22 protein-coding genes are annotated in these 22,653 nt (G+C 55.9%); 13 read left to right on the top strand and 9 right to left on the bottom strand.

Annotation, left to right across the window (positions count from 1 at the left end; translation table 11 throughout):
- Nucleotides 1–7: 7 nt before the first annotated feature.
- The 3 genes from coxB to VEV40_RS08035 form a co-directional block, all read right to left on the bottom strand.
- On the bottom strand, nucleotides 8–1,057 hold the full coding sequence (coxB, locus tag VEV40_RS08045; protein ID WP_324831441.1) for a cytochrome c oxidase subunit II: 1,050 nt from the start codon (nucleotides 1,055–1,057) through the stop codon (nucleotides 8–10).
- Between the two features lie 283 nt (nucleotides 1,058–1,340).
- The gene (locus VEV40_RS08040; RefSeq protein ID WP_324831439.1) at nucleotides 1,341–2,447 is read right to left on the bottom strand and encodes a geranylgeranyl reductase family protein; all 1,107 of its coding nucleotides are present in this window, start codon (nucleotides 2,445–2,447) and stop codon (nucleotides 1,341–1,343) included.
- Between the two features lie 10 nt (nucleotides 2,448–2,457).
- Nucleotides 2,458–3,234, bottom strand: a complete 777-nt coding sequence (locus VEV40_RS08035) for a GntR family transcriptional regulator (RefSeq protein WP_324831437.1) — start codon at nucleotides 3,232–3,234, stop codon at nucleotides 2,458–2,460.
- A gap of 98 nt (nucleotides 3,235–3,332) precedes the next feature.
- Between VEV40_RS08035 and VEV40_RS08030 the strand changes: the two genes are divergently transcribed.
- Nucleotides 3,333–4,022 (top strand): putative N-acetylmannosamine-6-phosphate 2-epimerase, encoded by a 690-nt coding sequence (locus tag VEV40_RS08030; RefSeq protein WP_324831436.1) that lies wholly within the window; start codon nucleotides 3,333–3,335, stop codon nucleotides 4,020–4,022.
- 189 nt (nucleotides 4,023–4,211) lie between these two features.
- Nucleotides 4,212–4,562, top strand: coding sequence for a hypothetical protein (locus VEV40_RS08025; protein ID WP_324831435.1), 351 nt, complete (start codon nucleotides 4,212–4,214; stop codon nucleotides 4,560–4,562).
- Nucleotides 4,563–4,574: 12 nt separating this feature from the next.
- Here VEV40_RS08025 and VEV40_RS08020 read toward each other — a convergent pair whose 3' ends face one another.
- From VEV40_RS08020 to VEV40_RS08005, 4 genes are all read right to left on the bottom strand, one after another.
- Nucleotides 4,575–5,873, bottom strand: coding sequence for a DUF2254 domain-containing protein (locus tag VEV40_RS08020; RefSeq protein WP_324831433.1), 1,299 nt, complete (start codon nucleotides 5,871–5,873; stop codon nucleotides 4,575–4,577).
- 60 nt (nucleotides 5,874–5,933) lie between these two features.
- Nucleotides 5,934–6,398 (bottom strand): YSC84-related protein, encoded by a 465-nt coding sequence (locus tag VEV40_RS08015; protein ID WP_324831431.1) that lies wholly within the window; start codon nucleotides 6,396–6,398, stop codon nucleotides 5,934–5,936.
- Nucleotides 6,399–6,514: 116 nt separating this feature from the next.
- Nucleotides 6,515–8,212 (bottom strand): AsmA family protein, encoded by a 1,698-nt coding sequence (locus tag VEV40_RS08010; protein ID WP_324831430.1) that lies wholly within the window; start codon nucleotides 8,210–8,212, stop codon nucleotides 6,515–6,517.
- Nucleotides 8,213–8,533: 321 nt separating this feature from the next.
- Complete coding sequence (locus VEV40_RS08005) at nucleotides 8,534–9,253, bottom strand: lipid-binding SYLF domain-containing protein (protein ID WP_324831429.1); 720 nt, start codon at nucleotides 9,251–9,253, stop codon at nucleotides 8,534–8,536.
- A gap of 472 nt (nucleotides 9,254–9,725) precedes the next feature.
- Here VEV40_RS08005 and VEV40_RS08000 point away from each other — a divergent pair, with 472 nt between their 5' ends.
- From VEV40_RS08000 to VEV40_RS07975, 6 genes are all read left to right on the top strand, one after another.
- Complete coding sequence (locus tag VEV40_RS08000) at nucleotides 9,726–10,652, top strand: hypothetical protein (protein WP_324831427.1); 927 nt, start codon at nucleotides 9,726–9,728, stop codon at nucleotides 10,650–10,652.
- Between the two features lie 135 nt (nucleotides 10,653–10,787).
- Nucleotides 10,788–12,512 (top strand): SulP family inorganic anion transporter, encoded by a 1,725-nt coding sequence (locus tag VEV40_RS07995; protein ID WP_324831426.1) that lies wholly within the window; start codon nucleotides 10,788–10,790, stop codon nucleotides 12,510–12,512.
- Between the two features lie 159 nt (nucleotides 12,513–12,671).
- Nucleotides 12,672–13,790 (top strand): SIS domain-containing protein, encoded by a 1,119-nt coding sequence (locus VEV40_RS07990; RefSeq protein ID WP_324831424.1) that lies wholly within the window; start codon nucleotides 12,672–12,674, stop codon nucleotides 13,788–13,790.
- Nucleotides 13,791–13,805: 15 nt separating this feature from the next.
- Entirely contained in the window at nucleotides 13,806–14,909 is a 1,104-nt protein-coding gene (locus VEV40_RS07985) for an XdhC family protein (protein WP_324831421.1), read from the top strand.
- Nucleotides 14,902–15,522, top strand: coding sequence for a nucleotidyltransferase family protein (locus VEV40_RS07980; RefSeq protein ID WP_324831419.1), 621 nt, complete (start codon nucleotides 14,902–14,904; stop codon nucleotides 15,520–15,522). The genes VEV40_RS07985 and VEV40_RS07980 overlap by 8 nt, the downstream gene beginning before the upstream one ends.
- 24 nt (nucleotides 15,523–15,546) lie before the next feature.
- A complete protein-coding gene (locus VEV40_RS07975; RefSeq protein WP_324831417.1) occupies nucleotides 15,547–16,572 on the top strand; it encodes a zinc-dependent alcohol dehydrogenase in 1,026 nt (341 codons plus the stop codon).
- A gap of 17 nt (nucleotides 16,573–16,589) precedes the next feature.
- Here VEV40_RS07975 and VEV40_RS07970 read toward each other — a convergent pair whose 3' ends face one another.
- Nucleotides 16,590–17,012, bottom strand: a complete 423-nt coding sequence (locus VEV40_RS07970; RefSeq protein ID WP_324831415.1) for a VOC family protein — start codon at nucleotides 17,010–17,012, stop codon at nucleotides 16,590–16,592.
- A gap of 109 nt (nucleotides 17,013–17,121) precedes the next feature.
- Between VEV40_RS07970 and VEV40_RS07965 the strand changes: the two genes are divergently transcribed.
- The 3 genes from VEV40_RS07965 (at nucleotide 17,122) to VEV40_RS07955 (ending at nucleotide 19,853) form a co-directional block, all read left to right on the top strand.
- Nucleotides 17,122–17,577, top strand: coding sequence for a VOC family protein (locus VEV40_RS07965; protein ID WP_324831414.1), 456 nt, complete (start codon nucleotides 17,122–17,124; stop codon nucleotides 17,575–17,577).
- A gap of 670 nt (nucleotides 17,578–18,247) precedes the next feature.
- Nucleotides 18,248–18,976, top strand: coding sequence for a hypothetical protein (locus tag VEV40_RS07960; protein ID WP_324831412.1), 729 nt, complete (start codon nucleotides 18,248–18,250; stop codon nucleotides 18,974–18,976).
- Between the two features lie 538 nt (nucleotides 18,977–19,514).
- On the top strand, nucleotides 19,515–19,853 hold the full coding sequence (locus VEV40_RS07955; RefSeq protein ID WP_324831410.1) for a DUF5818 domain-containing protein: 339 nt from the start codon (nucleotides 19,515–19,517) through the stop codon (nucleotides 19,851–19,853).
- Nucleotides 19,854–20,253: 400 nt separating this feature from the next.
- On the opposite strand, the gene VEV40_RS07950 is transcribed toward VEV40_RS07955, so the two are convergent.
- Nucleotides 20,254–20,949, bottom strand: a complete 696-nt coding sequence (locus VEV40_RS07950; protein WP_324831407.1) for a DUF4386 domain-containing protein — start codon at nucleotides 20,947–20,949, stop codon at nucleotides 20,254–20,256.
- Nucleotides 20,950–21,316: 367 nt separating this feature from the next.
- Here VEV40_RS07950 and VEV40_RS07945 point away from each other — a divergent pair, with 367 nt between their 5' ends.
- Together VEV40_RS07945 and ndk are read left to right on the top strand one after the other, a co-directional pair.
- Complete coding sequence (locus VEV40_RS07945) at nucleotides 21,317–21,886, top strand: DinB family protein (protein WP_324831406.1); 570 nt, start codon at nucleotides 21,317–21,319, stop codon at nucleotides 21,884–21,886.
- Nucleotides 21,887–22,076: 190 nt separating this feature from the next.
- Nucleotides 22,077–22,493 carry a nucleoside-diphosphate kinase gene (gene ndk, locus VEV40_RS07940; RefSeq protein WP_324831404.1) on the top strand — a complete coding sequence of 139 codons (417 nt, stop codon included), beginning with the start codon at nucleotides 22,077–22,079 and terminating at the stop codon, nucleotides 22,491–22,493.
- Nucleotides 22,494–22,653: the final 160 nt, after the last annotated feature.

Raw genomic sequence — 22,653 nt, 5'->3', positions numbered from 1 at the left:
TGCGCTCCTACTTCAAGGTCTCCAGGTACGCGGTTACCTGGTCGAGCTGCTGGTCGTTTAATTGCATAGCGGGCATCAGGGAACCTTCCTTGAAAGTGTCGGGATTCCTGATCCACTCGCGCAGATTTTCTTTGGTATTGGCCATCGCGCCGGAGGCCAGCGTGTCGCGGCTCATCAGGTGCGTCAGGTCAGGCCCGAAGCGCCCTGTTGCCGCGGTCCCGGCAATGGTGTGGCAGTTCATGCAGGCCTGGGTTTCAAAAACATGCCGCCCCTCCGCCACGCTTGCATCATTTACGGCGGGCTGCTGCTGGTTCTTCACCCATGCCGCGAACTGGTCTGGAGTGTCAACGTAGACGCGCAGCAGCATCTTCGCGTGCTCCACGCCGCAGAACTGCGCGCACTGCCCGACATAGACGCCGGGATGATGCGGATCGATCCATGTGCTGTTGACATTGTTGGGGATCATGTCGGTCTTGCCGGCCAACTGCGGCACCCAGAAGCTGTGAATCACGTCAGCAGAGAGCAGCTTGATGTAGGTTGGTGTCGGTGATTCGGGATTGCTTAGAGGCACATGCAGTTCATTGACTGCATGAATGCCGAGTTTCGGGTAATTGAATTCCCACCAGAACTGATGGCCGATGGCGGTTACGTCAAGTGCGGCTTTGGGCTTGGGCGCGTCCTGAATGGCGAAGATCATGCGCGCGGTGGTGAGGAAGAGCACGACGACGATCAATATAGGTATGACCGTCCAGGCCAGCTCTACCTGAGTGGAGCCGTAAATCTGCGCGGGCTCGCTGGTGTCATCCTGTCCATGCTGTCGGAAGCGGAAGATGACGAAGGCGAGCAGTCCGGCGACCGTAACGAAGATGGCGCCGGTGATGGACAGCACAAATAAGGACAGTCCATAAATGGAATTGGCGGGAGTGGATGCCGGGGCAAAAATGCTGGGTGTCGCGCTCGGGCCCTCTGCGAAGGCCGTCTGCCAAATAAAGACCGTTGCCAGCAGGAGCCAGCTTTTGGCAGACAGAAAAACGCACCTAAGGCACTTTGTAAGCATCGTTCCAGACTTCCTTCACCACGCCGAAGGCGGGGAGTTAGGCTAACAGAGCGAAAAGACAAAGCCGAAGTTTTCAGGATGCGCCAGAAGCGAGATTCTAGCACAGGATGCAGCGTTTTCTTCAAAAGACGGCGCAACTGTTATTTCATGAAACAGGGCCGCTGCTTGTGGTTAGCAATTAGCGAATGAATGCGATGTGTTTATGTTAGCAGGAGAATACGTCCGAATCGACGTTGTTGCGCTGAGATGAGAAAAAACTATTCTGAATTGGGCATTCGATTCATCAAGCGCGATCAGGAAGAAGGCGGCGCGCAGTCTTGACCAGCACTGATAGATTGAGCCCGTCGGCGTAGCCTTTCAGAATCGCGCTGCGCAGTAGAGGCATTTTCATCGCGCGAAATCCACGTTGCGGATTTGCATAAAACGATGTCGCAATGCGCTCGGCAATCCCGAGGTTCTGCCGAAGATTTTCCGTGAGACGGACAAAGGATTCTTTCGCGAGCGCTTTTTGGTTGAGGTCGGAGAGAATCGCGGCGGCAGCGGACTGACCGCTGATTACAGCGCCGTAAATTCCCTCGCCAGTCAGCATGTCGACGAAGCCGCCCGCATCTCCGGCCAGAAAGACGCGGTCGCGATCTATATGATGTTGTGCCGCTCCGAATCCGGCATGTTGGCCGATGAAGTTTGCAGGTCGCGCGCTATTCCCAAACCTGTTCGCAATATATGTAGATAAGCGAGTGCGGTTGAGCTTCTCATCAGCGTCAAGGCTGTAGAGCCCGACGTTCACATGGTCGCGCTTGGGAAAAACCCATCCATAACCCGACGCTACTGGAGCGAAGTCGAATACCAGGTCTTCATCCAGAGCATGGCGCGGAATATTGGCTTCAATCGCGAAAGCCTTTCGGAACCAGGGGCTGTCGCTGGTCATGCGCCGCACCTGGCTGTTCACGCCGTCAGCCCCCACGAGAAAGCGTCCGCGCGACACTGTGTCCTGCGTTGTCACGACGACTTCGTCGGCGCGCTCATCGATTCCGGTAATGCCTTGAATGCGCTGAAAGACTGCGCCTGCCTCAATGGTCTTCGCCAGGCAGAAAGCGTCCAGCTCGGACCGCTCGGTCATGACGCAGATTGTCTTGCGGCTCTTCACGGGAATGCGCGAAGAATCCCGCTCTTCCAACACCATGCGGTCAATGCTCTGCCGCACGACCGGCTCGATGGAGTAGCACAGCGCGCGGACGGTCTTCATGGTCAGGCCGCCGGCGCAGGCTTTTATACGCGGGAACTCGGCCTTGTCGAGCAATAGAACGGACTTGCCGGCCGAGGCCAGGTCATACGCGCAGGCGCAGCCTGCCGGACCAGCTCCGATTATGATCGCGTCCCAGACTTTCATTAGTTCCAGATTATTCGATAGCGGTCATTGGCACGCGAATCGAAGCGCGGTAGCGGTCAGAGCGGTAGCGCGAGCACGCCGCTTCTACCGGCGTCTCCTGCGTGGTCATGATGACGCGGGTGATCGAGAGAATGCCGGATTTGCGCGGGATGGTCAGAAGCTCCGACTCTTCTTTCGTCGCCAACTGCGCTTCGATGATCTCGTCCGCATAGCCGACGCGCACGCCATAGCGTTCGCGCAGCGTCTGGTAGAGCGAGTGCCGGCCAAAATCGATGCGGTCGAGGCCGGGAAACTGCTTTAGCGGAATGTGTGAGTCTTCAATCGCCATCGGGATGCTGTCGGCCAGTCGAAGACGGCGCAGGTGCAGCACCTTGTCGTTAGTATCGAGCTTTAACCGCTGGCGAAGATCTTCGTTAGGCGCGCGGACAGCCTGGTCGAGCAGCTTCGAGCTTGGCTTCATGCCGCGCTGCCGCATCTCCTCGGTAAAACCCTGCAGGTGCATGATATTTTTTTCGAGCTTGGGGCGAGTCACAAATGTGCCGCGGCCCTTTTCGCTGAATGCGTAACCGCTGGTCTTCAACCCATGCAGCGCCTGGCGCGCGGTCATGCGGCTTACCTGGTAGACACGCGACAACTCCTCTTCTGAGGCGAGAGGGTCACCCTCGGACAATTCTCCCGTCTGGATCTTCTCCATGAGGGCGCGCTGGATCTGGAAGTAAAGGGGAATAAATCCATTCTTGTCCAATGGATGAAATGTTGATTCGCTGGTCGTACGGCTCTTAGGCACCTTTGCTCCTCGGTTCGCAGATTAGCAGGGCATAAGTATTTGTAATACGAACGATTGTCCTGTGCATTGCGCTCAATCGTTTAATATGCTGCCAAAATATGACTACATCCGGGACATTTCCGGCCAGCTTAAAAAACAAGCTGATCGTTTCCTGCCAGGCTCTCCCTGGCGACCCGCTTGACGATACGGACACGCTGCGCCGCATTGCGATTTCCGTTCTGCGCGGCGGGGCCGGCGGCCTGCGCGCGAATGGGCACGACTGCATCGCCGCTTTCCGCCGGGAAACGAGCCTGCCCATCATCGGCATCCTCAAACAATTTGAAAAAGGCACACCAAACATCACTCCCGACTTTGCCTCGGCCAAGATCGTCGCAGATGCCGGGGCCGACGTTATCGGCGTAGACTGCAGCGCCGGACGTTTTCCGACGGCCGAACCCTGGCCGCAATTGCTTTCCCGAATCCGGCAGGAACTCCGCTTGCCAGTCCTGGCCGACATTGCCACTCTCGACGACGCCCGCGCCGCCGAGCAGACCGGGGCAGATGGTGTGGCAACAACTATGTTCGGATACACCCCGGAAACCGCTGGACAGCGGTCGATTAACTGGACGCTAGTAGAAGAACTGGTCAAGTTCGTTCACCTCCCCGTCATTGTCGAAGGCCACATCCACCATCCAGAGGAAGTCCGCCGCGCCTTCGACCTGGGCGCCTTCGCAGTGGTTGTAGGCGCCGCCATCACCCAGCCGGGGGCGATTACCACGAGGTTCGTAGCGGGCATTGGAGGTGACTAGCTACTTCGCTTTATAAGCCAACCAGTACAGTTGTCTATACAGTATAGGCAAATCTAACGCCAAGTCCATTGCAAAATTCAGCCGTTTAACCCGAGAACGGTGACGCCCTCGTGTTTTGCCGGTCGATTGTTCGAGAGTATTTTTCCTTAGTTGGGTTCAAGCATCATAGACAAGTAGCGAGGCGCATCTGTGAAGACCAAAATTGGACTCATCACATGCCTGCTGTTCGCGCTGGCGGTTGCTCTGCCAGGTCAGAGTCAACCGGGTTCTGACCACTACGAGAAAAAAGCCCGTAGCGCCGGTGGTGAGGTTGCCAGCGACAGCGGGGATATCGGCAAGGGCGCCGCTAAAGGCGCCGGCAGTTTAGCGACTGGTACGGGAAAAGGCGCCGTAGACCTGGTTACCCTGCATCCGGTGGATGCGGTGACGTCGGTTGGAAAAGGCGGCGCATCCGCCGGCAAGGAAGTAGCCGTCGGCACGACGAAAGGGACCGCGAAGATCGCCAAAGGCATCGGCAAGGGGATCAAGCACATCTTCTAGTCGTGAGCGTGACTATACTCCGTGCACATCGGGTGACTCATTGCTCCATTTGCGACGCGTGCTGCCAAGGCCCTGGCGGTCTTCAGCGGATGCATCCAATTTGTCCTGCTGGTTGGCAAAGGAATGATCGATCGTGGATTGCAGCCTCCTCTGCCATTCGCGAAGCGCGGAATGACGCTCTTCAGGCAAGATGGAAATGAGCTCGGCAACGAGTGCCTTCATGCGTCGCATGACCTGGACGCTGCTTGCACCATAAAGGCAAATTTCATCCAAGGCGAGACGAAGAAAATCATCCCATGCCGGGAAGTTGATTAAGAGCCGGAGATTGCCAGCCGCATCGCAGAACGATCCGATTTCCAGGCGACGGCGACCGAGGCGGTTGAGAAGATCTTCAATCTGGTCGAGTGCTTGTACCGCAGTGGTGGGATCATTGATTGCCGGCGACAGGGCTTTGATTGCAATGTCCACAAGTAGACGGATGGCATACTTGGGGTCTTGCTCGAAGGTGCGCTCGGCGCCGAGTCTGATCGCGAGTCTCAACCTGTCTTCGGGAATCGGCTTGCCCACACCCAAAACTCTGAGAACGGGTATGCCTTCCAGAGCGGCGTCACCCACTGACGCGACTAATTCAATGATGCACCCGTTCCTGGTGGCGATACCGACCAGAGCAGGAATGTCCACCGCCTGGATAATGCGTGGCTTTCCGCAGTGGAGAAGAGTCTGAAAACATGGTGCCTGGGTGATCTCTGTTGAAGTCTGAGATGGAAGCGTCTCAAGTGGCGGGTAGAGATTCTCTATAATTTCGCGTCCCTGATCCGCCGTGAAAATGAGCATGCGGTTTACCTGAAGCATGCCCACTCGCTGAATCAGGAAAATGAACATAACCACGCTGACAATAAGTAACGCCGTCACGAAAACTGTGCCCGAAAGCGGAACCCCGCCAGAACCGCTCCGGTCGACCCAAGCCAAGGCTGCAATGGCATAGAGAAAAGTCGCCGTAAATACGCCCAGGGAATGGGACACGACCGGATCTCGTGCAATCCAGAGAACTAGTCTAGGGGAATAGGCGGTCGCGCTGAATTGCACCATCACGAAAGTGAGAGAAAAAACGATGCCTGTCAGCGCGATCATGCCGGAAGCAACTGCCGAGTAAATGCCGATCGCCGCATTTACGCTGACGGTAGAAACCAAGCCGGGCAAGACGTTGTATGCGAGTCGGGGAACAGTAAAACCTACGACCAGGGCCGCAGTGGCATACAACAATGGAATCAGCCAGGCAGCGACACTGTAATGGCGCGATTTCAGTGCCATTAGCCTCCTTATTTCAAAAAGTGCGACTGATTTACGCTGTAGCTCTGGAGAGGGATCGACCTATGGTTTGTTGAGGTCGTCGTCCTTGTAATACTTCGTGCCCTGCAGGGTTACCTGGAGTGCGAGACCATTCTTGGTAATCTGGTAGACCCATACATTTGGAGCAACTTCCACCGCTCCGGAATAAGCCTCACCCTTCGAACCCGCCTTGGCAGCAGCGTCTGTTTGTGCCGAACCCGACCAGCCTGAGTTGAGAAAATCTGCCAATGCCTTACCGGTCTCGAATAGGAAGATCACCCGATAATCTTTTACGCCGATGCCCAGACCAGCGCCGGCCGAAATCATCTTCATGAACGTTTCCTGCCTGGTCTTGTTGTTGACGGCGATTCCTGCGCCGCGCGCCGTACTCAGTAGCAACAGGTTCGTTCCCATGTTGTTGAAAACGGCGTATCCGGACGCTTTCTGGATGGCCGCCTGAGACGTCGGTTGCAGCTTGTACAAATCCTGCAGGGTTTGGGCTGCCATCTTACGACTCTTGTCCCTCTTCTGATCGGGTGAATCCGCTGCACTCGTCAAACAAGAGAGCAAAAAGGCCGCCACAAGAACTGGAGTCACTCTTCTGAGTTGCATCAGCGCCCTCCCTACGGCTTCTTATGTCCCAGCAATCCACCTACACCTTTGGCGAGTGCACCTCCTGCCGGTTGTCCCTTGGCAACATTACCGAGTTCACCCTTTGCCAAGCCTACGGCTATTCCACCCACGTCCGGAACGAATTTCGGGCTTGAGGTGGTTCCTTCGATCGCGAAGGGAATTCCGTTCTGGCCGCCGCTTATTCCGGCAACTTTCGTTAGCCCACCCGCCATTCCCCCACTCAGGTTGGCCACCATCTTGAAAGCCAGTGCATCAGCTGGACTGATGGTTCCCGCCCCCGTGACGACACCGATCGCTGGCACCGTGAGATTGATGTTATTTGCCTGTGTGCCCTCCGGCCCTACGCGTGCATCGAGGCTGGCGTTTTGTATCGATGTGTCGCGGCTCGATGCAGCTTTGCCACTAAATGCCGACAGTGCTCCCAACTTCGCCCCCAGGTCAAAGTTGGCCAACTGGCTGTTGGCGAGCCGGACTGGTCCTGTGATCACCAGTTTGTCCAGCGTTCCTGTGATTCCGAGTTCCGCCGATAGCGTCCCACCTTTCAGTTGTGATCCTGACGGAAGGACCACCCCCATCGCCGGCAACATGGCCTGCAGTTCATCTACCGGCATGTTGGGCGCATTAAGTTTCAGGTTGACTACTTCTGCCTCGCCCTGGGTTTGAAAAGTTCCCGTCAGATGCGCTTGCGCTTTGCCGATAGCAATATCGCCCTGGCTGATGGTTCCACTCTGCCTGTCGAGATCGAGATCGACGCTTTGCCGGATGGTTACCGTTTTCGGAGCCGGGGTGCCTTTAGGCGAGAATTTCATCTTGTTGCCGGTGAATAGACCCACGAGTTTAGCCTGGCTACCATTGGAATTCAGCGTCCCATCAAAGTCCGCAATTCCTGCAATGCCGCTGGCAGGGTCAATCATGCCCAAGCCAGCGATGTTCATGTTGCTCACCTTTACCGTCGTCTCCAACGGAGTCTTGGAGGCGTCCGCAGCATTGATGGGACCTGCTTTCCCCGAGATGCTGGCATCACCGCTTCCGGGCAGCTGCGCTGTTAACTCGAAGGGGAACTGCGAGGTGAAAGAGAAATTCGTAACCGTGATGTTTACATTATTGTAGATTGCCGGCTTGGCGGCAGAGTTTGCCTTGCCTACAGACAACCTTCCGTTGCTCACTTTCAGTTTCGCTATCGAGAAATTCGCCGGTTTCGCTCCTTCGCTTTTCGCGGGCTCACTTTTCGTGGAAGCTCCACCGAGGCTCGAGAAATTCCATTTTCCGTTTGCAGCTTTTAGCAACATGATCTGCGGTTCGTCGAGCGTGATGTCAGTTACGTTGAGTTGCTTCGAAAAGATCAGGGGTATCAGTTCAACCCCGATCTTCAACGATTTTGCCGTCACAAATGGCGACTTGCTGAATGCGGGATCGTCGGCGATAGCGATGTTCTCCGCGCCAACGCTTCCCGAGAAGATCGACAGGCTCAGATTCCCGACGGTGACCTGGCGTCCCAAGGCCGCGCTTGCCTCCGACTCCACCTTTGGCCGGAAACTGTTCACATTAATGAAGAGCGGAAGCAGGATCAGGATCAGTACCAGAACCGCGAGCGCGATTCCACCGATACGCAAGTAGCGACGCTTGGCACGCTGCTCCTGCTCTGAGCCCGAAAAGACAGCCAGCCGCTTTAGTCGCGAGAAGTCCATTGAATCCGATAAGTATCGGGGGGCAGGGAGTGGCAGAGCAACTAGCAAAATTGACAGCAGACAACCGCAACACCTCAAAGTAACGTGTTTGCCAGCGCCGGAAGACGACAAACCGCAACCATCGATGTTCCTCGTCGCTGTAATCGATGGAGGTTAATGACGTCTTCAAGACCCTGCGCGATACGGATGATGACCACACCATTTGGTGGTGGCCTCATTCAGCGCCCCAGTTTCACCAAGCCGACCCTTGGGGTAGGAAAGTCGGTGCTTGCTGACTTCCACCCTAGAGGGGACTCTTCGTTGCAAGGCGAATCAGGACTTTCACTTAGCAAGTTTCTGCGGCGAGGCTTTATGCAACTCGGATAGTAGAACCTGAGCGGATGCAGGTGCCTGTACGCTTCCCGAAAAGATCTCCGGTCCTGAGACTTTCTTCCCGTATACCTTCTCGTTATCGCCATCATCAGGGCCTAAAGAGGTTCCGCTGAGCGAAACGCCACCAAAAACGCCTTTCGCACGGGAGTAGGAAAGCATCTGGGCTTGCATCGTAGCAGTCGTTGAAGCTTCCGCATCGCGCCCGACAGGACCAGCCGCAACGCTGGCATCCCCACCGAGCTTGGCCCTGCCTTTCATCACCGAGCGCGCACCGTCGGAATTCATCACGAGGACGACGAAGTCCGTTGCTTCTCCGCCAATCTGGAGACCGAAGCTTCCACCGCTGGACTGCATCATGATCGGTGAGCTCCATTTGCCATTAAAGTTCGCACCGCTTCGGCAGCTCATGACTCCTTTGCCGTATTGGCCTCCGACGATGAGCCCGGCCTTTTTCACCGATGGCAGTATGATGATGCAATCGGCCTTGTTCAGCAGGTTTTGGGGTATGCCAGGGTTCCCGGTGATAAGCTCCTGAAATACCCGACCGGCGTCGGTGATTCTTTCGCTTTCACTATCCGCTCGCGCTACCAATGAGACGAAGCACAGAGCCGCAGTGATAAGGGTGAATACCGCCCTCGTGAGTCGATAGCAAGTCTTTTGTTGGATCATAGCAATCTCCTTCCAATTCCGTGGATGGGGACTGCAATTATTCGCGATGCGTTATCGCGAACAATGACAGCGAATCGTTGAAGATGGCCCGGCACAAGTATAAGCCTAGATTTGCTCTCCGAGGATGCACGAGTTGTACCTAGACGAAACGGGTGGTTGTGATAGCAGGGAGATAGTTCAGCAAAAAGGAGATGCGATTCACCTTGAAATAGGTCTAAAATCATTTGCTAGCGCCGGAAGACGACAAACCGCAACCATCGACGTTCCTCGTCGCTGTAATCGATGGAGCTTAATGATGTCTTCAAGACCTTGCGCGATACGGATGATGACCACACCATTGGTGATGGCCTCATTCGTTCTTGTCTGCTGCTTGACAGGATGTCTCCATTCCAAGATGGGGCCGCAGTCGCTACCCCACGATCGTGCCGCATACAGCGCCTCCCTCTCCGATTCCTGGAAAGAGGAGACACTGTTGAACATCGTTAAAAAACGCTACATCGACCCGCCTATCTTTGTTGATGTGGGAAACATTGTGGCCAGTTACACGCTGGCACAGACCGGAATGGTTGGCGGAACAATCACGCCGAGTGGAGGCAGCAATGCGACGCTGGGTGGTACGGTAGGGTTGTCCAACAGCCCGACAATTACCTACACTCCGTTGACCGGTAACGCCTACATCAAGGGGCTGATCACCCCCCTGGCGCCCGAGGAGCTATTCACAGCCATGCAGAATGGCTTGCCCGCCGATTCAATTCTGCTTGAGACATTCACATCCATCAACGGCCTGAGAAATCAAAGCGTCAGCCTGAACGGCATTAGGCCCGCTGACCCCGACTTTCATCGAGTGAGGGCACTGATGCGAGACATTCAGCTCTCAGGGGCCGTCAGGCTCTATGTCAAAGAGAACGCGAGCAAGGAGACGACCGAGATCCTTACGCTTCGTACCAAAGACATCCCAGCCGAGATTCAGGCTGATATTGCTGAATTGCGGCGGTTGTTGCATTTGAACCCAGCGGTCACGGAATTTCGGCTAACATCCGCTCCGTTGCCCTCCAGCGATACAGAAGTCGCAGTCCAGACACGCTCAATCATTGAATTGATCAAGGATATGGCGGCGCAAGTGGAGGTTCCCCCGGAGGATCAAGCCCAACACAAGGCATTCCCAGGCTTTGAGACCGGACACGACGTGCCAGGGATCACCCCGATCATTCGTGTACGAAGCTCAAAACAGAAACCAAACGACCCCTTTGTGACTGTTCGTTATCGTAACAATTGGTTCTGGATCGACGACGACGATCTTGTTTCGAAGATGTCTTTTGCACATTTGTTGCAGTTATTCACCATGATCGATACAGGTCCTCGGCAAAATCTACCTGTGGTCACAATTCCGGCACATTAATCGACAGCAAGAGGCGGGAGTCCATTTCTCAAGCCTATTGCCGTCGGATAATTTGGGAGTTGTTTCACCGCGGATGGAGTGTAGGATTGAATCGAATCAATGGCTGAGTGAGGGTATTGTTTTCGGGAGAGGCGAATGTCTCAATGGAGCATATCCCGACTCTTTCCTATCAGCGGCTGGTTGCCGAATTGCTCGGCTGCGTCGACACGGCTGGATATCCTCGCCGGAATTGCACTGGCCGGTCTTCTTGTGCCTGAGGGAATGGCTTATGCAGGCATAGCGGGGGTTCCCCCACAGATGGGATTGTATGCTGCGGCAGCAGGCATGTTTGTTTATGCCGTTTTTGGCACATCCCGTCAGCTTGCAGTTACTTCAACTTCATCTTCCGCAGCGATGCTCGCAGCTTTGGTATCGCCTCTCGCAGTGGGTGACCCCGCGCAATATGTCCTGCTTGCTTCTGCTACAACCGTTGCGGTTGGCCTCATTTTCCTAGCTGGAGGATTGCTGAAGCTGGGGTCTGTATCCGAGTTTATTTCGAGGCCAGTCCTCAAAGGCTTTGTCTTTGGTCTGGCCCTTACCATCATGGTGAAGCAGGCGCATAAACTCACGGGTATTTCGGGAGGTCAGGGAAATTTCTTTCATCAGACCTATCATGCTCTGGCTTCCATTCAACAAATGAATCCCTGGACATGCGCAGTCGGTGCGGCGGCGATAGCGGTAATGTTTCTTCTCGAAGTATTCGCTCCTCGAATACCGTCGGCGCTGGTGGTGCTGGTACTCGGTGTTCTGTCTGCTTCGTGGCTTGGTCTGAAACAGCATCATGTCGAGGTTGTCGGCACAATTCAAGCAGGCATGCCTTCGCTGCGACTGCCAAGGATAGGCGAAGACAATCTGGCGGCAATCTTTGTGGGGTCCATCGGGATTGTGCTCGTGCTAACGGCTGAAGCGCTTGCGGCGGCTCGCACCTTTGCCTCAAAACACAAGTATGAAATTAATCCGAATCAGGAACTTTGCGCCATGGGTGCGGCCAACATTGCGTCGGGCCTGGTCGGAGGGATTGTAGTAGGCGGAGGCATGTCCGGCACAGCGGCCAATGATAGCGGGGGTGCGCGCACGCAGTTCTCGACCATTACATCCTCAGTGTTTGTGGGCGTCACGCTCGCATTCCTGCTGCCTCTGATCAGCAATTTGCCCGAGGCGGTTCTGGGCGCAATTGTCGTTCATGCCGTAGCTCACCTTGCAGATATTGGCACGCTCAAGTACTACGCCAGGCTACGCACCGGCAGTATCTGGATTTCGCTGATTGCATTGGTTGGCGTCCTGCAGATGGGGATTCTCAAAGGGCTGATTTTCGCGGTTGGCATAACACTGGTCATAGTGATGTGGAAGCTAAGTATTCCGCAGGATTCCGTACTCGGAAGATTGCCTGGTTCGCCTGGAAATTTCATAGATGTCGAGCGTCATCCCGAGGCCGAGCAGATTCCGCATCTCTTGATCGTCAGACCCAATGGCATGCTCTTCTTCGCAAACGCGAATCGTATCCACAACCGCTTGCGTGAATTGACCAAACCAGCGGGAGTGCCACTGCATGCTGTTCTGATCAACCTTGAAACCACTCCGGAAATAGATGTCACCAGCCTGGAAATGCTGGAGCAACTTCGCACCGAATTGAGAGAGTCAAATATCGTGCTCTATCTTGCGCGTGTCACGGACAGAGTCCACGATCTTCTGGATCGCAGCGGATTTACGGATCGATTAGGCAAGGATCGAATCTTCCCGGGAGTCGATTCAGCCGTCAACGCCTTCCTCGAAAACAGTATCTCCGAGACTGTATCTCTGGCGCAGACGAATCATGCTTAAAGCAGACTGTACGTCTCCATTTGATGGCGTAGTGTGGGCCTCTCACCATGAGCAACCCGCGAAGGTGCGGATTGGTCCAACCTCTCTAGTTGTACATACAGGTTGGGATGCGAGAGAATAGGGCTGCACACATTCCCTGAGGGAACTAAAAGGACGGCCATGCCGCGCAACTTTCCGCACGCCATGCTGCGTGAGATTTACGAGCAGCCCGAAGCTCTTGCCGCCACTATCCGCAATTACGTCGCCGATGGCGCGCTCAACCCGGAGGCATTTGCCGCCGTCGCCGAAGCGTTGCGCGGGCACCAGCGCGTGGTGATTGCCGCCAGCGGATCGAGCCGCCACGCCGGCCTTGCGGGCGAGATTATGCTCGAAGACCTGGCCGGGCTGACGGTCGACGTGGAGTACGCCAGCGAATACTGCTACCGCTCGACCCACACGCTGCAGGACCCCGGCGTTATCGTCATTTCGCAATCGGGCGAGACCGCCGACACATTGGCCGCGCTGCGCGAAGGCAAGTCGCGCGGACTTTCGACAGTTGCTATTACCAACAATGCCGAATCAACGATGTCGCGCGAGGCCGCGGCTTCGCTGCCGACGGTGGCCGGGCGGGAAAAGGCGATTCCGGCGACCAAGAGCTTTACCACGCAGCTTGTGGTGCTCTATCTGCTGACGCTTTCCATGTCGCGGCTGCGCGGCAGGATGACGGGCCACGCTGTTTCAAATCTGATTGCGCAACTGGAAGAACTGCCGCGGCTGCTGGAGTCGTCGCTGGAGGGCTGGGAAAAGCACCTGCACGCGGTCGCCGAGCATACGCGCAACGCGCGCGGCTTTCTCTACCTGGGACGCGGAATTCATTACGCCATTGCTCGCGAAGGAGCGCTTAAGCTGAAGGAATCGGCGTATGTGCAGGCCGAGGGCTACCCGGCGGGCGAGTTGAAGCACGGTCCGAACGCGCTGGTCAGCAAAGACGCGCCGCTGGTGATGATTGCCACGCAGGACCGCGGCGATCCGGATTCCATTCTGCGTTATGAAAAGACGCTGCAACTGATGAAAGACATGCAGGCGCAGGGCGCTGAGATTGTGGCGCTGGCGTCAGAAGGCGATGACGAAGTGCCGAAGCTTGCGCACTTCGCGGTCCCGGTGCCGCATGCCAGCGAATACCTGCTTGCGATCCTCGAAGTTGTTCCTCTGCAGATGATGGCGTACTTTACCGCCGTGCTGCGCGGCATCGACGTGGACAACCCGCGCAATCTGGTGAAAGCCGTCGTCCAAGAATAAACTGGACGCATAGCCATGCCGGAGCTGCGACAAATCGTAGAGCTGTGGCGCGCGGCGCAGGCCGGGAACGAAGAGGTCTGCCTGGCTACTGTTGTGCGCGTCGAAGGCTCGTCGTATCGCAAGCCGGGAGCGCGCATGCTGCTCACGCGCGGCGGTCGGCGCGCGGGAACGGTCAGTGGCGGCTGTCTGGAAGCCGAGGTCATGAAGAAGGCCTGGTGGCTTACTGAAAACGGGCCGATGATCCAGCGTTACAGCAGCTTTTTCGATGATGATTCTCCTGCGCCGTATGGGCTGGGCTGCGGCGGTACTGTATATGTTCTGCTGGAACGCGGCGAGGCTGCTCACGCGGTGCTGAATGCGCTGGACACGAACCTGAGCGCGCGGACTCCATTTGTAATTGTTACGGATACAGATCATGCATTGACGCTGCTGGTGCAGCCTCAGGATGGAGATACGGTATTCCGGTCGCCCGCGTCTGCGGCTTTATCGGATATTAGTGATCTGACAATACGCGCGTTTGATGCGCGGCATTCTTTCTACGCGACGCTTGGCGCAACCGAAGTCTTTGTTGAATATGTCCCCACATGTGCGGCGTTGACGATTTTCGGAGCGGGCGATGACGCGAAACCGCTCGCGGACTTCGCACACACGCTGGGATGGCATGTGACTGTCGCCGACGGGCGCTCGCAACTGGCTCGCGGCGAACGCTTCCGGCAGGCGGACCGCACCGTTGTGCTTGACTATGACCAAGCTGAGCCGTTGTGGGAATTATCTATCGACGCTGAGGACGCTTTCGTTTTGCTGACGCACAGCTATGAGCAGGACCGGGCGATCCTGCGGCAGTTGCTCCCGCACAAACCGAAGTATCTGGGCGTTCTCGGGCCGCGTCAGCGCACGGAACGGCTGGTAGGAGAGATTGCCGCGCAGTTGGACATGACTCCTGAAGAATGCCTGGCTTGTTTGTATGCTCCGGTGGGATTCGACATTGGCGCACACACGCCGGAAAGCATTGCGCTTTCTATCGTGACGGAAATCGTTGCGGTGCGGAATGGGCGGCAGGGCATGTCGCTGAAGAAGCAGTTGCGCGAGCACATCCATACCGCTCTTAACCATGTCTAATGCCGCGGCGCCGTCTAGCTGCGGGGCCATCGTACTCGCAGCGGGGGCTTCTACCCGGCTGGGCCAACCAAAACAACTATTGGAGATCGATGGCGAGAGCCTGTTGCGTCGCACGGTAAGGCTTGCAGCGAAGGGCGGCTGCAGCCCGATCTTTGTCGTTCTTGGATTTGAATCCGAGCGCATGTCCAAGGAGCTTCACGATCTGGAAGCAAAACCGGTGCTCAATCCGGATTGGCAATCCGGCATGGCTTCATCGCTGCGCAGCGGAATCCGCACGATGATGAACGAGACGCCCGAGCCGCAAAAAACATTGATCCTGCTCTGCGATCAGCCATCTCTCTCGGTAGACATTCTCTCCCGCCTGCTGCGCGTCGGAGCAGAAAAGAACTCCCTGATCACTGCATCGAGCTACGCTGGCCGATTCGGCGTACCTGCCATCTTCGACAAGCAGCTCTACCCTGATTTATTAAAAGTCGCGGGCGATCAAGGCGCGCGCCTGGTAATCCAGCGCTTCTCCGGTCAAATTTCCACCATCGAATTTCCCGGCGGCGGCATCGATATTGACACACAGGAAGACCTCGCGAATCTCGATTGGGTTCACACCGGCGGATGAGGTATCGTCGGAGAAGAGTATTCGATGCGAGCTGCGGAACTCATTGGTCCTCAGACATTCCGGCTTGTCGAGATGCCGTTTGAAGATCCCGCGCCAGGCGAAGTGCAGGTCCGGATCGAGGCCGTAGGCATCTGTGGCTCCGATCTACACGCCTACTCCGAAGGCGCTGTGGGCAGCACTCCCAATGTTTATCCCATGGTGCTCGGGCACGAGCCCGCGGGAAGGATCGTGAAGACGGGTGCCGGTGTTACAGGACTCGCGGCAGGCGACCGCGGCGCGCTTGAGCCCGCGCTTTACTGCTATCACTGTGAATTCTGTTTGAGCGGTCACCACAACGTGTGCGCGAACATCCGCTTCCTGAGCAACCCTCACCATCCTGGTTTTTTTCGTGAGTTGATCAACTTGCCGGCTGCCAACTTCCTTCCCATTTCTGACAGGATGTCGTTCGATGAAGCCACTCTGGCCGAGCCTCTCGCGGTTGCTCTGCATTCTCTGCGCCTCGCATCAATCCAGCCGGGCGAAACGGTAACCGTTATCGGGGCTGGACCCATCGGACTTCTGACGATTGCCGCGCTCCGGACTGCGAGGGCAGCACGAATCTGGGCTGTGGAACCGCTGGCGCATCGCCGCGAATTGGCCAGAGGAATCGGCGCAGATGTTGTACTCGAACCCGGAGAAGCCGTTGAGGAAATCCTCAGAAATACAGGTAGGCGCGGTGTTGATTGCGCGATTGACTGCGCAGCCGGAGAACATACCACCAGCCAGGCGATTCAGATGACTCGCAACGCTGGTCGTGTCGTACTGACAGGCATCCATTCCACGCCCTTTGTATCGCTGGATGGGTCAGCGATGAGGCGTAAGGAACTCACCATTTTCAACGTGCGCAGATCGAACCATGAGACACCCGAGGCTCTGGAGTTACTCGATGCACATGCTGATTGGTTTGCGCCTCTGCTTACACACAGACGGGAGATCGGGAAGATCGATGAGGCCTTCGCCATAGCAAGTGGATATCGCGATGCCGTAGGAAAGATGATCGTCAGGCCTTGAACGGATCACGGCCCAAATCACGAGACAGGCTTCTCTCCCCTGAAGAACCACTCCACACCATACCGGTCGGTCAGCCGGCCATACGCTCCGAATGGCATGTCCCGGAGGTCGACCAGAAACTCTCTGTCTGCGCCGTCTGACAGCTTGTCGAAGATGCCCCGGAGATCATGAAATTCTGTGCAGGTGACATACATCGCCGTTGTGTTCCCCTGTTGCGGTTTTCGTGTGGGGTGCAGCCAATCCGTGGCAGAAAACTCAATCGCGGCGCTTTTCAGATATGCATTCACGATCTTATGGTGCTGCGTCGCGGGAAACTGCTCCTTCATCGGAGTGTCCCCGAGTCGCGTCAGGGTCAGATCGGCGCCGAAACAGGCGGAATAGAACTTCATGGCCTCGGCGCAGTTTCCGTCAAAAAGCAGGAACGGAGTCAAACGAAGCATGTCTTCCTCCCATCGGAAGAGGGTCTCTACATTTACGAAGCACCATTGTAGCTGCGCCTTCTACTCTGTAAAGCAAATCGGCAATCACAGGACTGATACCATGCCAGTCATGAATAAAGTTGCCCCATTCCTCTGGTTCAATGACAACGCCGAAGAGGCCGCCGAGTTTTATCTGAGCGTCTTCCCGCACGCACGCAAGCTCGACGAGCTGCGCTCCAAAGGCGTCGGCCCCTGGCCCGCGGGCAAGATTGCAACCATCACGATTGAGCTTGAAGGTCAGGAGATGGTCTTTCTCAACGGCGGCCCCGCGTATCAACTCAATCCCGCCTTCTCGTTCTTCGTCTGCTGCGACTCGCAGGAAGAGATCGACAGCTACTGGGACAAGCTGGTCGAAGGCGGCAAACCCATGGCCTGCGGCTGGCTCACAGACCGCTTCGGCCTGTGCTGGCAGGTTGTGCCGCGCAATATCGGCGAGTTGATCAGCCACCCCAAAGCCATGGAAGCCATGATGGGGATGATCAAGATGGACCTGCCCGCGCTGGAAGCCGCCGCACGGGAGAACTGAAGGAAGCCAACAGGACGAGAGAGGGTCGCGTAGAAATTGGGCCTGAATAAGGGAAGTGGAACTCACTGGGAGGTTGCGTTTTTCGTCATTCCGCGACCAGAATGAAGTTTAGAGGTGGTAGAGACAACTCTCGATCAAGTCCTGCCTTCCCTCCCTAGGAGGGAGGTAAGCAAATGAATGATGCGATAGCTCCGATTCGCCTCGCATATCAATTGCGGCAGCAATCGCAGAAGGTCCGCACCGATTCCATTCGCGCGCAAATTATCTCTGCACTTAACATTTGCGACCTTTTGGAAATGAAATCGAAGTGGGGTTCGATTGAGTCCGTTCGTCATAGCATGTCCACGCTTTGGCGACACGTCGAGGTAGTCAGACGCCATATCCACGAGCCTGACCACATTTCGCCGGATGCCACAGAAAAACTTCTGAGGCTGCTTGCTCAACTGGATAGCAGAGTGCGTCATCTTGATGAATCGCTTAAGGCGTCCAGCACAGTCGAAACAGCATTTGCTGCCGGAGGCCAACGTCTTGCAGATCGCCAGATTTCAGTGCGCCCAAAATCTCAACGCTCGCCATCGGCTCCCAGGAGCAAAGCCCAGCAACTCTGCGGCATAAAAGAAAGGTCCCCCCATGTGTGAAAGTTCAGCATCCAAACCTATCGGGCAACCCAATGAGTCCAATCGAAGAAATCCAGGAACAGGCAAATGCGGTAGTCATTGATTTTCTGTTGATTGATTCACAAGCGGCGCTAACCTTCCTTAGCAGGGCGGAGGATGATTCAGCCAGGGAAGCGGACCGTGGGCGCAGGTTTCAGGCCGCCAGCGATGCCTACAACACCATCGTGGAGCTTCTTCCGCGCACGACCTTGACTCGGGGGCAGTATGAGTTTCTGATGAAAAGGCTAACCGTCCTGCGTGAGCGACTGAATCGCCATTTTGGCGATCTACCGGACGTACCGGAAGGCAGCATAGAGGTCGCGGGGGTTCGTGCGACTGCGAATGATGCAGTGCTTACGTGCTGGAAGGACATTGCGAATTATCTCGGTAGAGGCGTCCGTACTGTGCAGCGTTGGGAGCAGATATACGGACTCCCCGTGCGTAGACCGAAGGGGGCAGCCGCAAAAAGCGCAGTCATCGCTCGCGTTGCTGATCTGAAGGCATGGCTGGAGTCAGACTGGTCGAAGAGAAACTGGCAGGGCCGACGAGATGTAAAGCCCGTGAGCGCGCAAGATCCGTCAGTGGACGATGGCGTTCGGACCACTGCGCAGCTGCGGAATCACCATCGTGAGCTCGTATTTGACACCCTAGAATTTTTGCAGGCTCTGGCTGCCGGATGTGCTCAGTTGCGATCTACCAGAATCGCGGCAGCTGCCACTCGCCAGCAGCGAAGAAGGATGTGAAGTTTCGGGTAGGAAATTGCGCCTGAACCCGGGACAGGCGAGCCGCCTTTTGCCGTCCGGAAAACCTGCTGCTTCTGGATCCTCTGAACTGCGATTTCAATATCCCACCATCGGCGATTTGTGGAGAAGCTGCAATCCTGTAAAGCGGGAATCAACAGTAGGGCGCATCGTCGGCAGTGGAACTGCCCCACTCAAGCCAAAACCAGGCTTGAATGGGCCACCCGGCCAGCGGTGACAACCCAAGTTCCAAAGACCTCTGCTTTTTCACTCCGGTGAAAGTTTGATGAAAGGCGCGCTTCCTGGGCGATCCGTGATCCGTAGAATCAACGAGTTGCGGTTGTGTTTCCAGCTGTGCGAAAAAACGCGGATGGGCAACCTGTATCCGGTACTTCGCCTCTGAGCAGGTACTGCGTTCCTGAGCAGGTCCTGCGCTTCTGTCAGGAGGGGCGAAGAAGATTCCTCGAGGACGCTTGACATTCGTTGACAGGGCGATCGTCTTAACTGAATGCAAGTGAATAGACAGAAAGGAGGAGGAATAATGAAAAAAGGCAATCAGCTTCAAGGGACTATCCCACTTCTCATGGCGGCAGTCCTCTGTGCATTCACCCCCGGCTTACCTGCCCAAGGTAGCAACAACCAAGATCAGAGCCAACAGCAACAGGAGCAGCAAAGCAAAACATTCACGGGTAAGATCCTCAAGCTCCAGGACGGAAAGTACGCTCTGGTTACCGGCCAAACGACGGACGGCCACTTATCCGGACACTTCCTTGACAACCAGGATGAAGCGAAGAAGTACGACGGCAAACAAGTGAAGGTAACCGGAACGCTGGAAGCTGCAAACAACACGATTCACGTAACCAAGATTGAAGCCGCATAGTCACTGATACCCCCAGACGTTGCGTGAAAGGAGAATGGGCCGCCGTTCGTGGCGGTCCTTCTCCTTTTTTGGGCTGAATACATCTCGAAGGCAGCCTGCAACGTTCCTCAATTCCCCAATGAGACCAAAAAGTGGGGCAGTTTTCTTCATTACGCAACATGGACATAGGGACACATTCAAATTGAATCTGAATGGACCGCGAGAAAGCGGGAACGCGCAGTGGGAAGGCTCTCATCAACAGTGGAACTGCCCCACTCAAGCCAAAACCAGGCTTGAATGGACCACCTGTCCGAAGACCTCACGTCCCTGACTTCGAAAAGGTGATAGGTTACTTCCGGATTGTCGACTACTCGCTCAGAATCGTCGAACGTGAAGCGCATCGCCAGAATTCGACTCACTTTTATGCTGCAGCTTTCAATGGTTGATCCTTTGCTCCCCGAATCAAGAGCCACAAGATTATCGCGGGTTCCCCCAGGGTCAACGGGATGTTCGCAATCCAGCCCACAACATCTTCGTAACTTGGCAGAAGCAATGGCGTAAGACTATCCGCCAAGTAGCCGAAACATGCAGCGATCAGCAGGACACCCAGGATGCGAGGAAGGAAACCCGACTTAAATACAAGAACCCCGAAGTGGAAAAGGTAGAGGCCAGTCATCCAGCCGACAACGAACCCGTAGCGATGCAAACCTAAGAACAGCATGGCCAGGGATTGACGTTGTGATTGGTCGAACACCGACAGGAAATCGGAGCCGCGCAAGAGCGTCAGGGCAGCGATCTCGCTTAGCGTATTCACGAACATAATGGGAACGAAGACCAGACCAAAGATCACCATCAGCGACGCATGCGTCTTGTTCACTGCGCTGAGTAGTCGGTAAAGAACCCACAGCAGAAAGACAAATTCGGCTGCGCAAATCAGCTCCGAGACGACGCCGAGGCGGAAAAGCCTCTCGGAAGCGAGAATGTTGCTGGCCGTCGCAGCCGCGTTATCAGAAACGATCAGTCTGCCGGGAACATAGATGATGCCGAAAAAGCCGGTCACCGCGTTCACTAGGTACAGCAGACCCGCGATCCTTGCTGTCGTTTTGGTTGAGTTCATACCTTGCCTCCCCTTGCTCATGACTCTCGCCTGAGTTCGGACCTTCGCTGCAACCTCCTCTACTCTGTCACGTGCGAGAAAGCCATGTGCCATTAACATAAGCGGAAGCAAACCCTGGTTCGTCTCGTATGACCGGCAAACCAGAGACTTTCACCAGCCCACAGGGTAACTTCAAGATTGCCGGCTACTCGACAACAACGGATGTGCAGATGCTCAGTGATAAGGCCCCGTCACAGCGGTTCTGTTGTAGCCTGCACCGAAACACGAAGACGAAAGGTGTGGTTTTCTTAGTTTTGGGGACCGGGATAAAACATAGGCGCATTCACCGCCAGCCCCATAACTCGCTAAAACAGAAAGGATCGCCTACATGCGCCGTACTTCCCTCGCCGTCCTCGCCCTAATTCTCATCCCAATCCACCCCGCCCACGCCCAGGCCAACACCGTCCCGCAGAAAACCGCCCAGCAGCTCGACATGCAAGGCCTCTGGCAGGGCTACGATGGCGAATGGCACCACGCCACCTATCAGCTCCTCGCCCTCGCCGAAGCCATCCCGGAGAAGGACTACGCGTGGCGTCCCGCTCCCGGCGTCCGCTCGACGAGCGAAGTTATCATGCACATCGTCATTGCCAACTTCGGCCTGCTCTCCATCACGGGCATCAAAATGCCTCGTGACCTTAAGCAAGACGCCGAAAAGACCGTAACTTCCAAGGCTGACGTCATCGCCTGGCTCAAGCGTTCCCTCGAAGCTGTTCGGCAGGCGCATCTCAAGGAGACACCGGAGCACCTCGCAACCAAGGTCCCGATCCAGTACGATTACTACCACGCTACCGTTGACGGCATGTATCTTCGCATCATCGTTCACGCTAACGAGCACATGGGCCAGCTCATCGCCTACGCCCGCATGAACAACGTCGTCCCACCTTGGTCAGCCAATTAGCCAGTGGCAACGGCCTCGAACCGTTCGGCTCGCGGTTCCGGGCGGATTACCGGCAAACCGAAAACAACTGGGCAAGGTTTCCATTAACCACTCATATGATTCAAGTTCCCATCAAGAGCCACCGCTGACGTGCCTCAAAGTGCTCATTTACACTAAAACTAACGCAAATTTTGCAAGGAGAACCAACCAGGTGTCAGAACGCACCTTCAGCATCATCAAGCCAGACGCGGTCCGCAAGGGCCATACCGGAGCCATTCTCGCCGAGATTGAGAAGGCGGGCTTCAAGATTGTCGCCATCAAGAAGGCGTCCATTTCCAAGGCGCAGGCCGAGGGATTTTATTACGTGCACAAGGAGCGGCCTTTCTTCGGCTCGCTGACCGACTTCATGTCATCAGGGCCGATTTTCCCGCTTGTGCTGGAGAAGGAAAACGCCATCGCCGATCTGCGCAAGCTGATGGGCGCGACCAATCCCGCCAACGCCGAGGAAGGCACGATCCGCAAGAAGTATGCCGGGTCGATTGAAGAGAACGCCATCCACGGATCGGATGGAGAAGACACGGCAAAGTTTGAAATCGGATATTTCTTTGCCGGTTACGAGCTGGTCTAGTTGTTCAAACCCCAGCACTCCATATCCAGGGCTAACCGGGGCTAAACCCCTTTGATTTTGCCGTCGATTCACCGGGCTGAAGCCCGGTGCTTCTACCCAACGTCATTCAGGGACCGTTTCCAAACCCAGGTCTCTCGAAGACCATTCGACTGCGCTCAGG

Origin of the sequence: Alloacidobacterium sp. (assembly GCF_035631355.1) — a bacterium.
Classification (GTDB): domain Bacteria; phylum Acidobacteriota; class Terriglobia; order Terriglobales; family Acidobacteriaceae; genus Alloacidobacterium.
The sequence above is the reverse complement of the archived record's forward strand: the minus strand, read 5'-3'. Positions and strand labels throughout refer to the sequence as shown.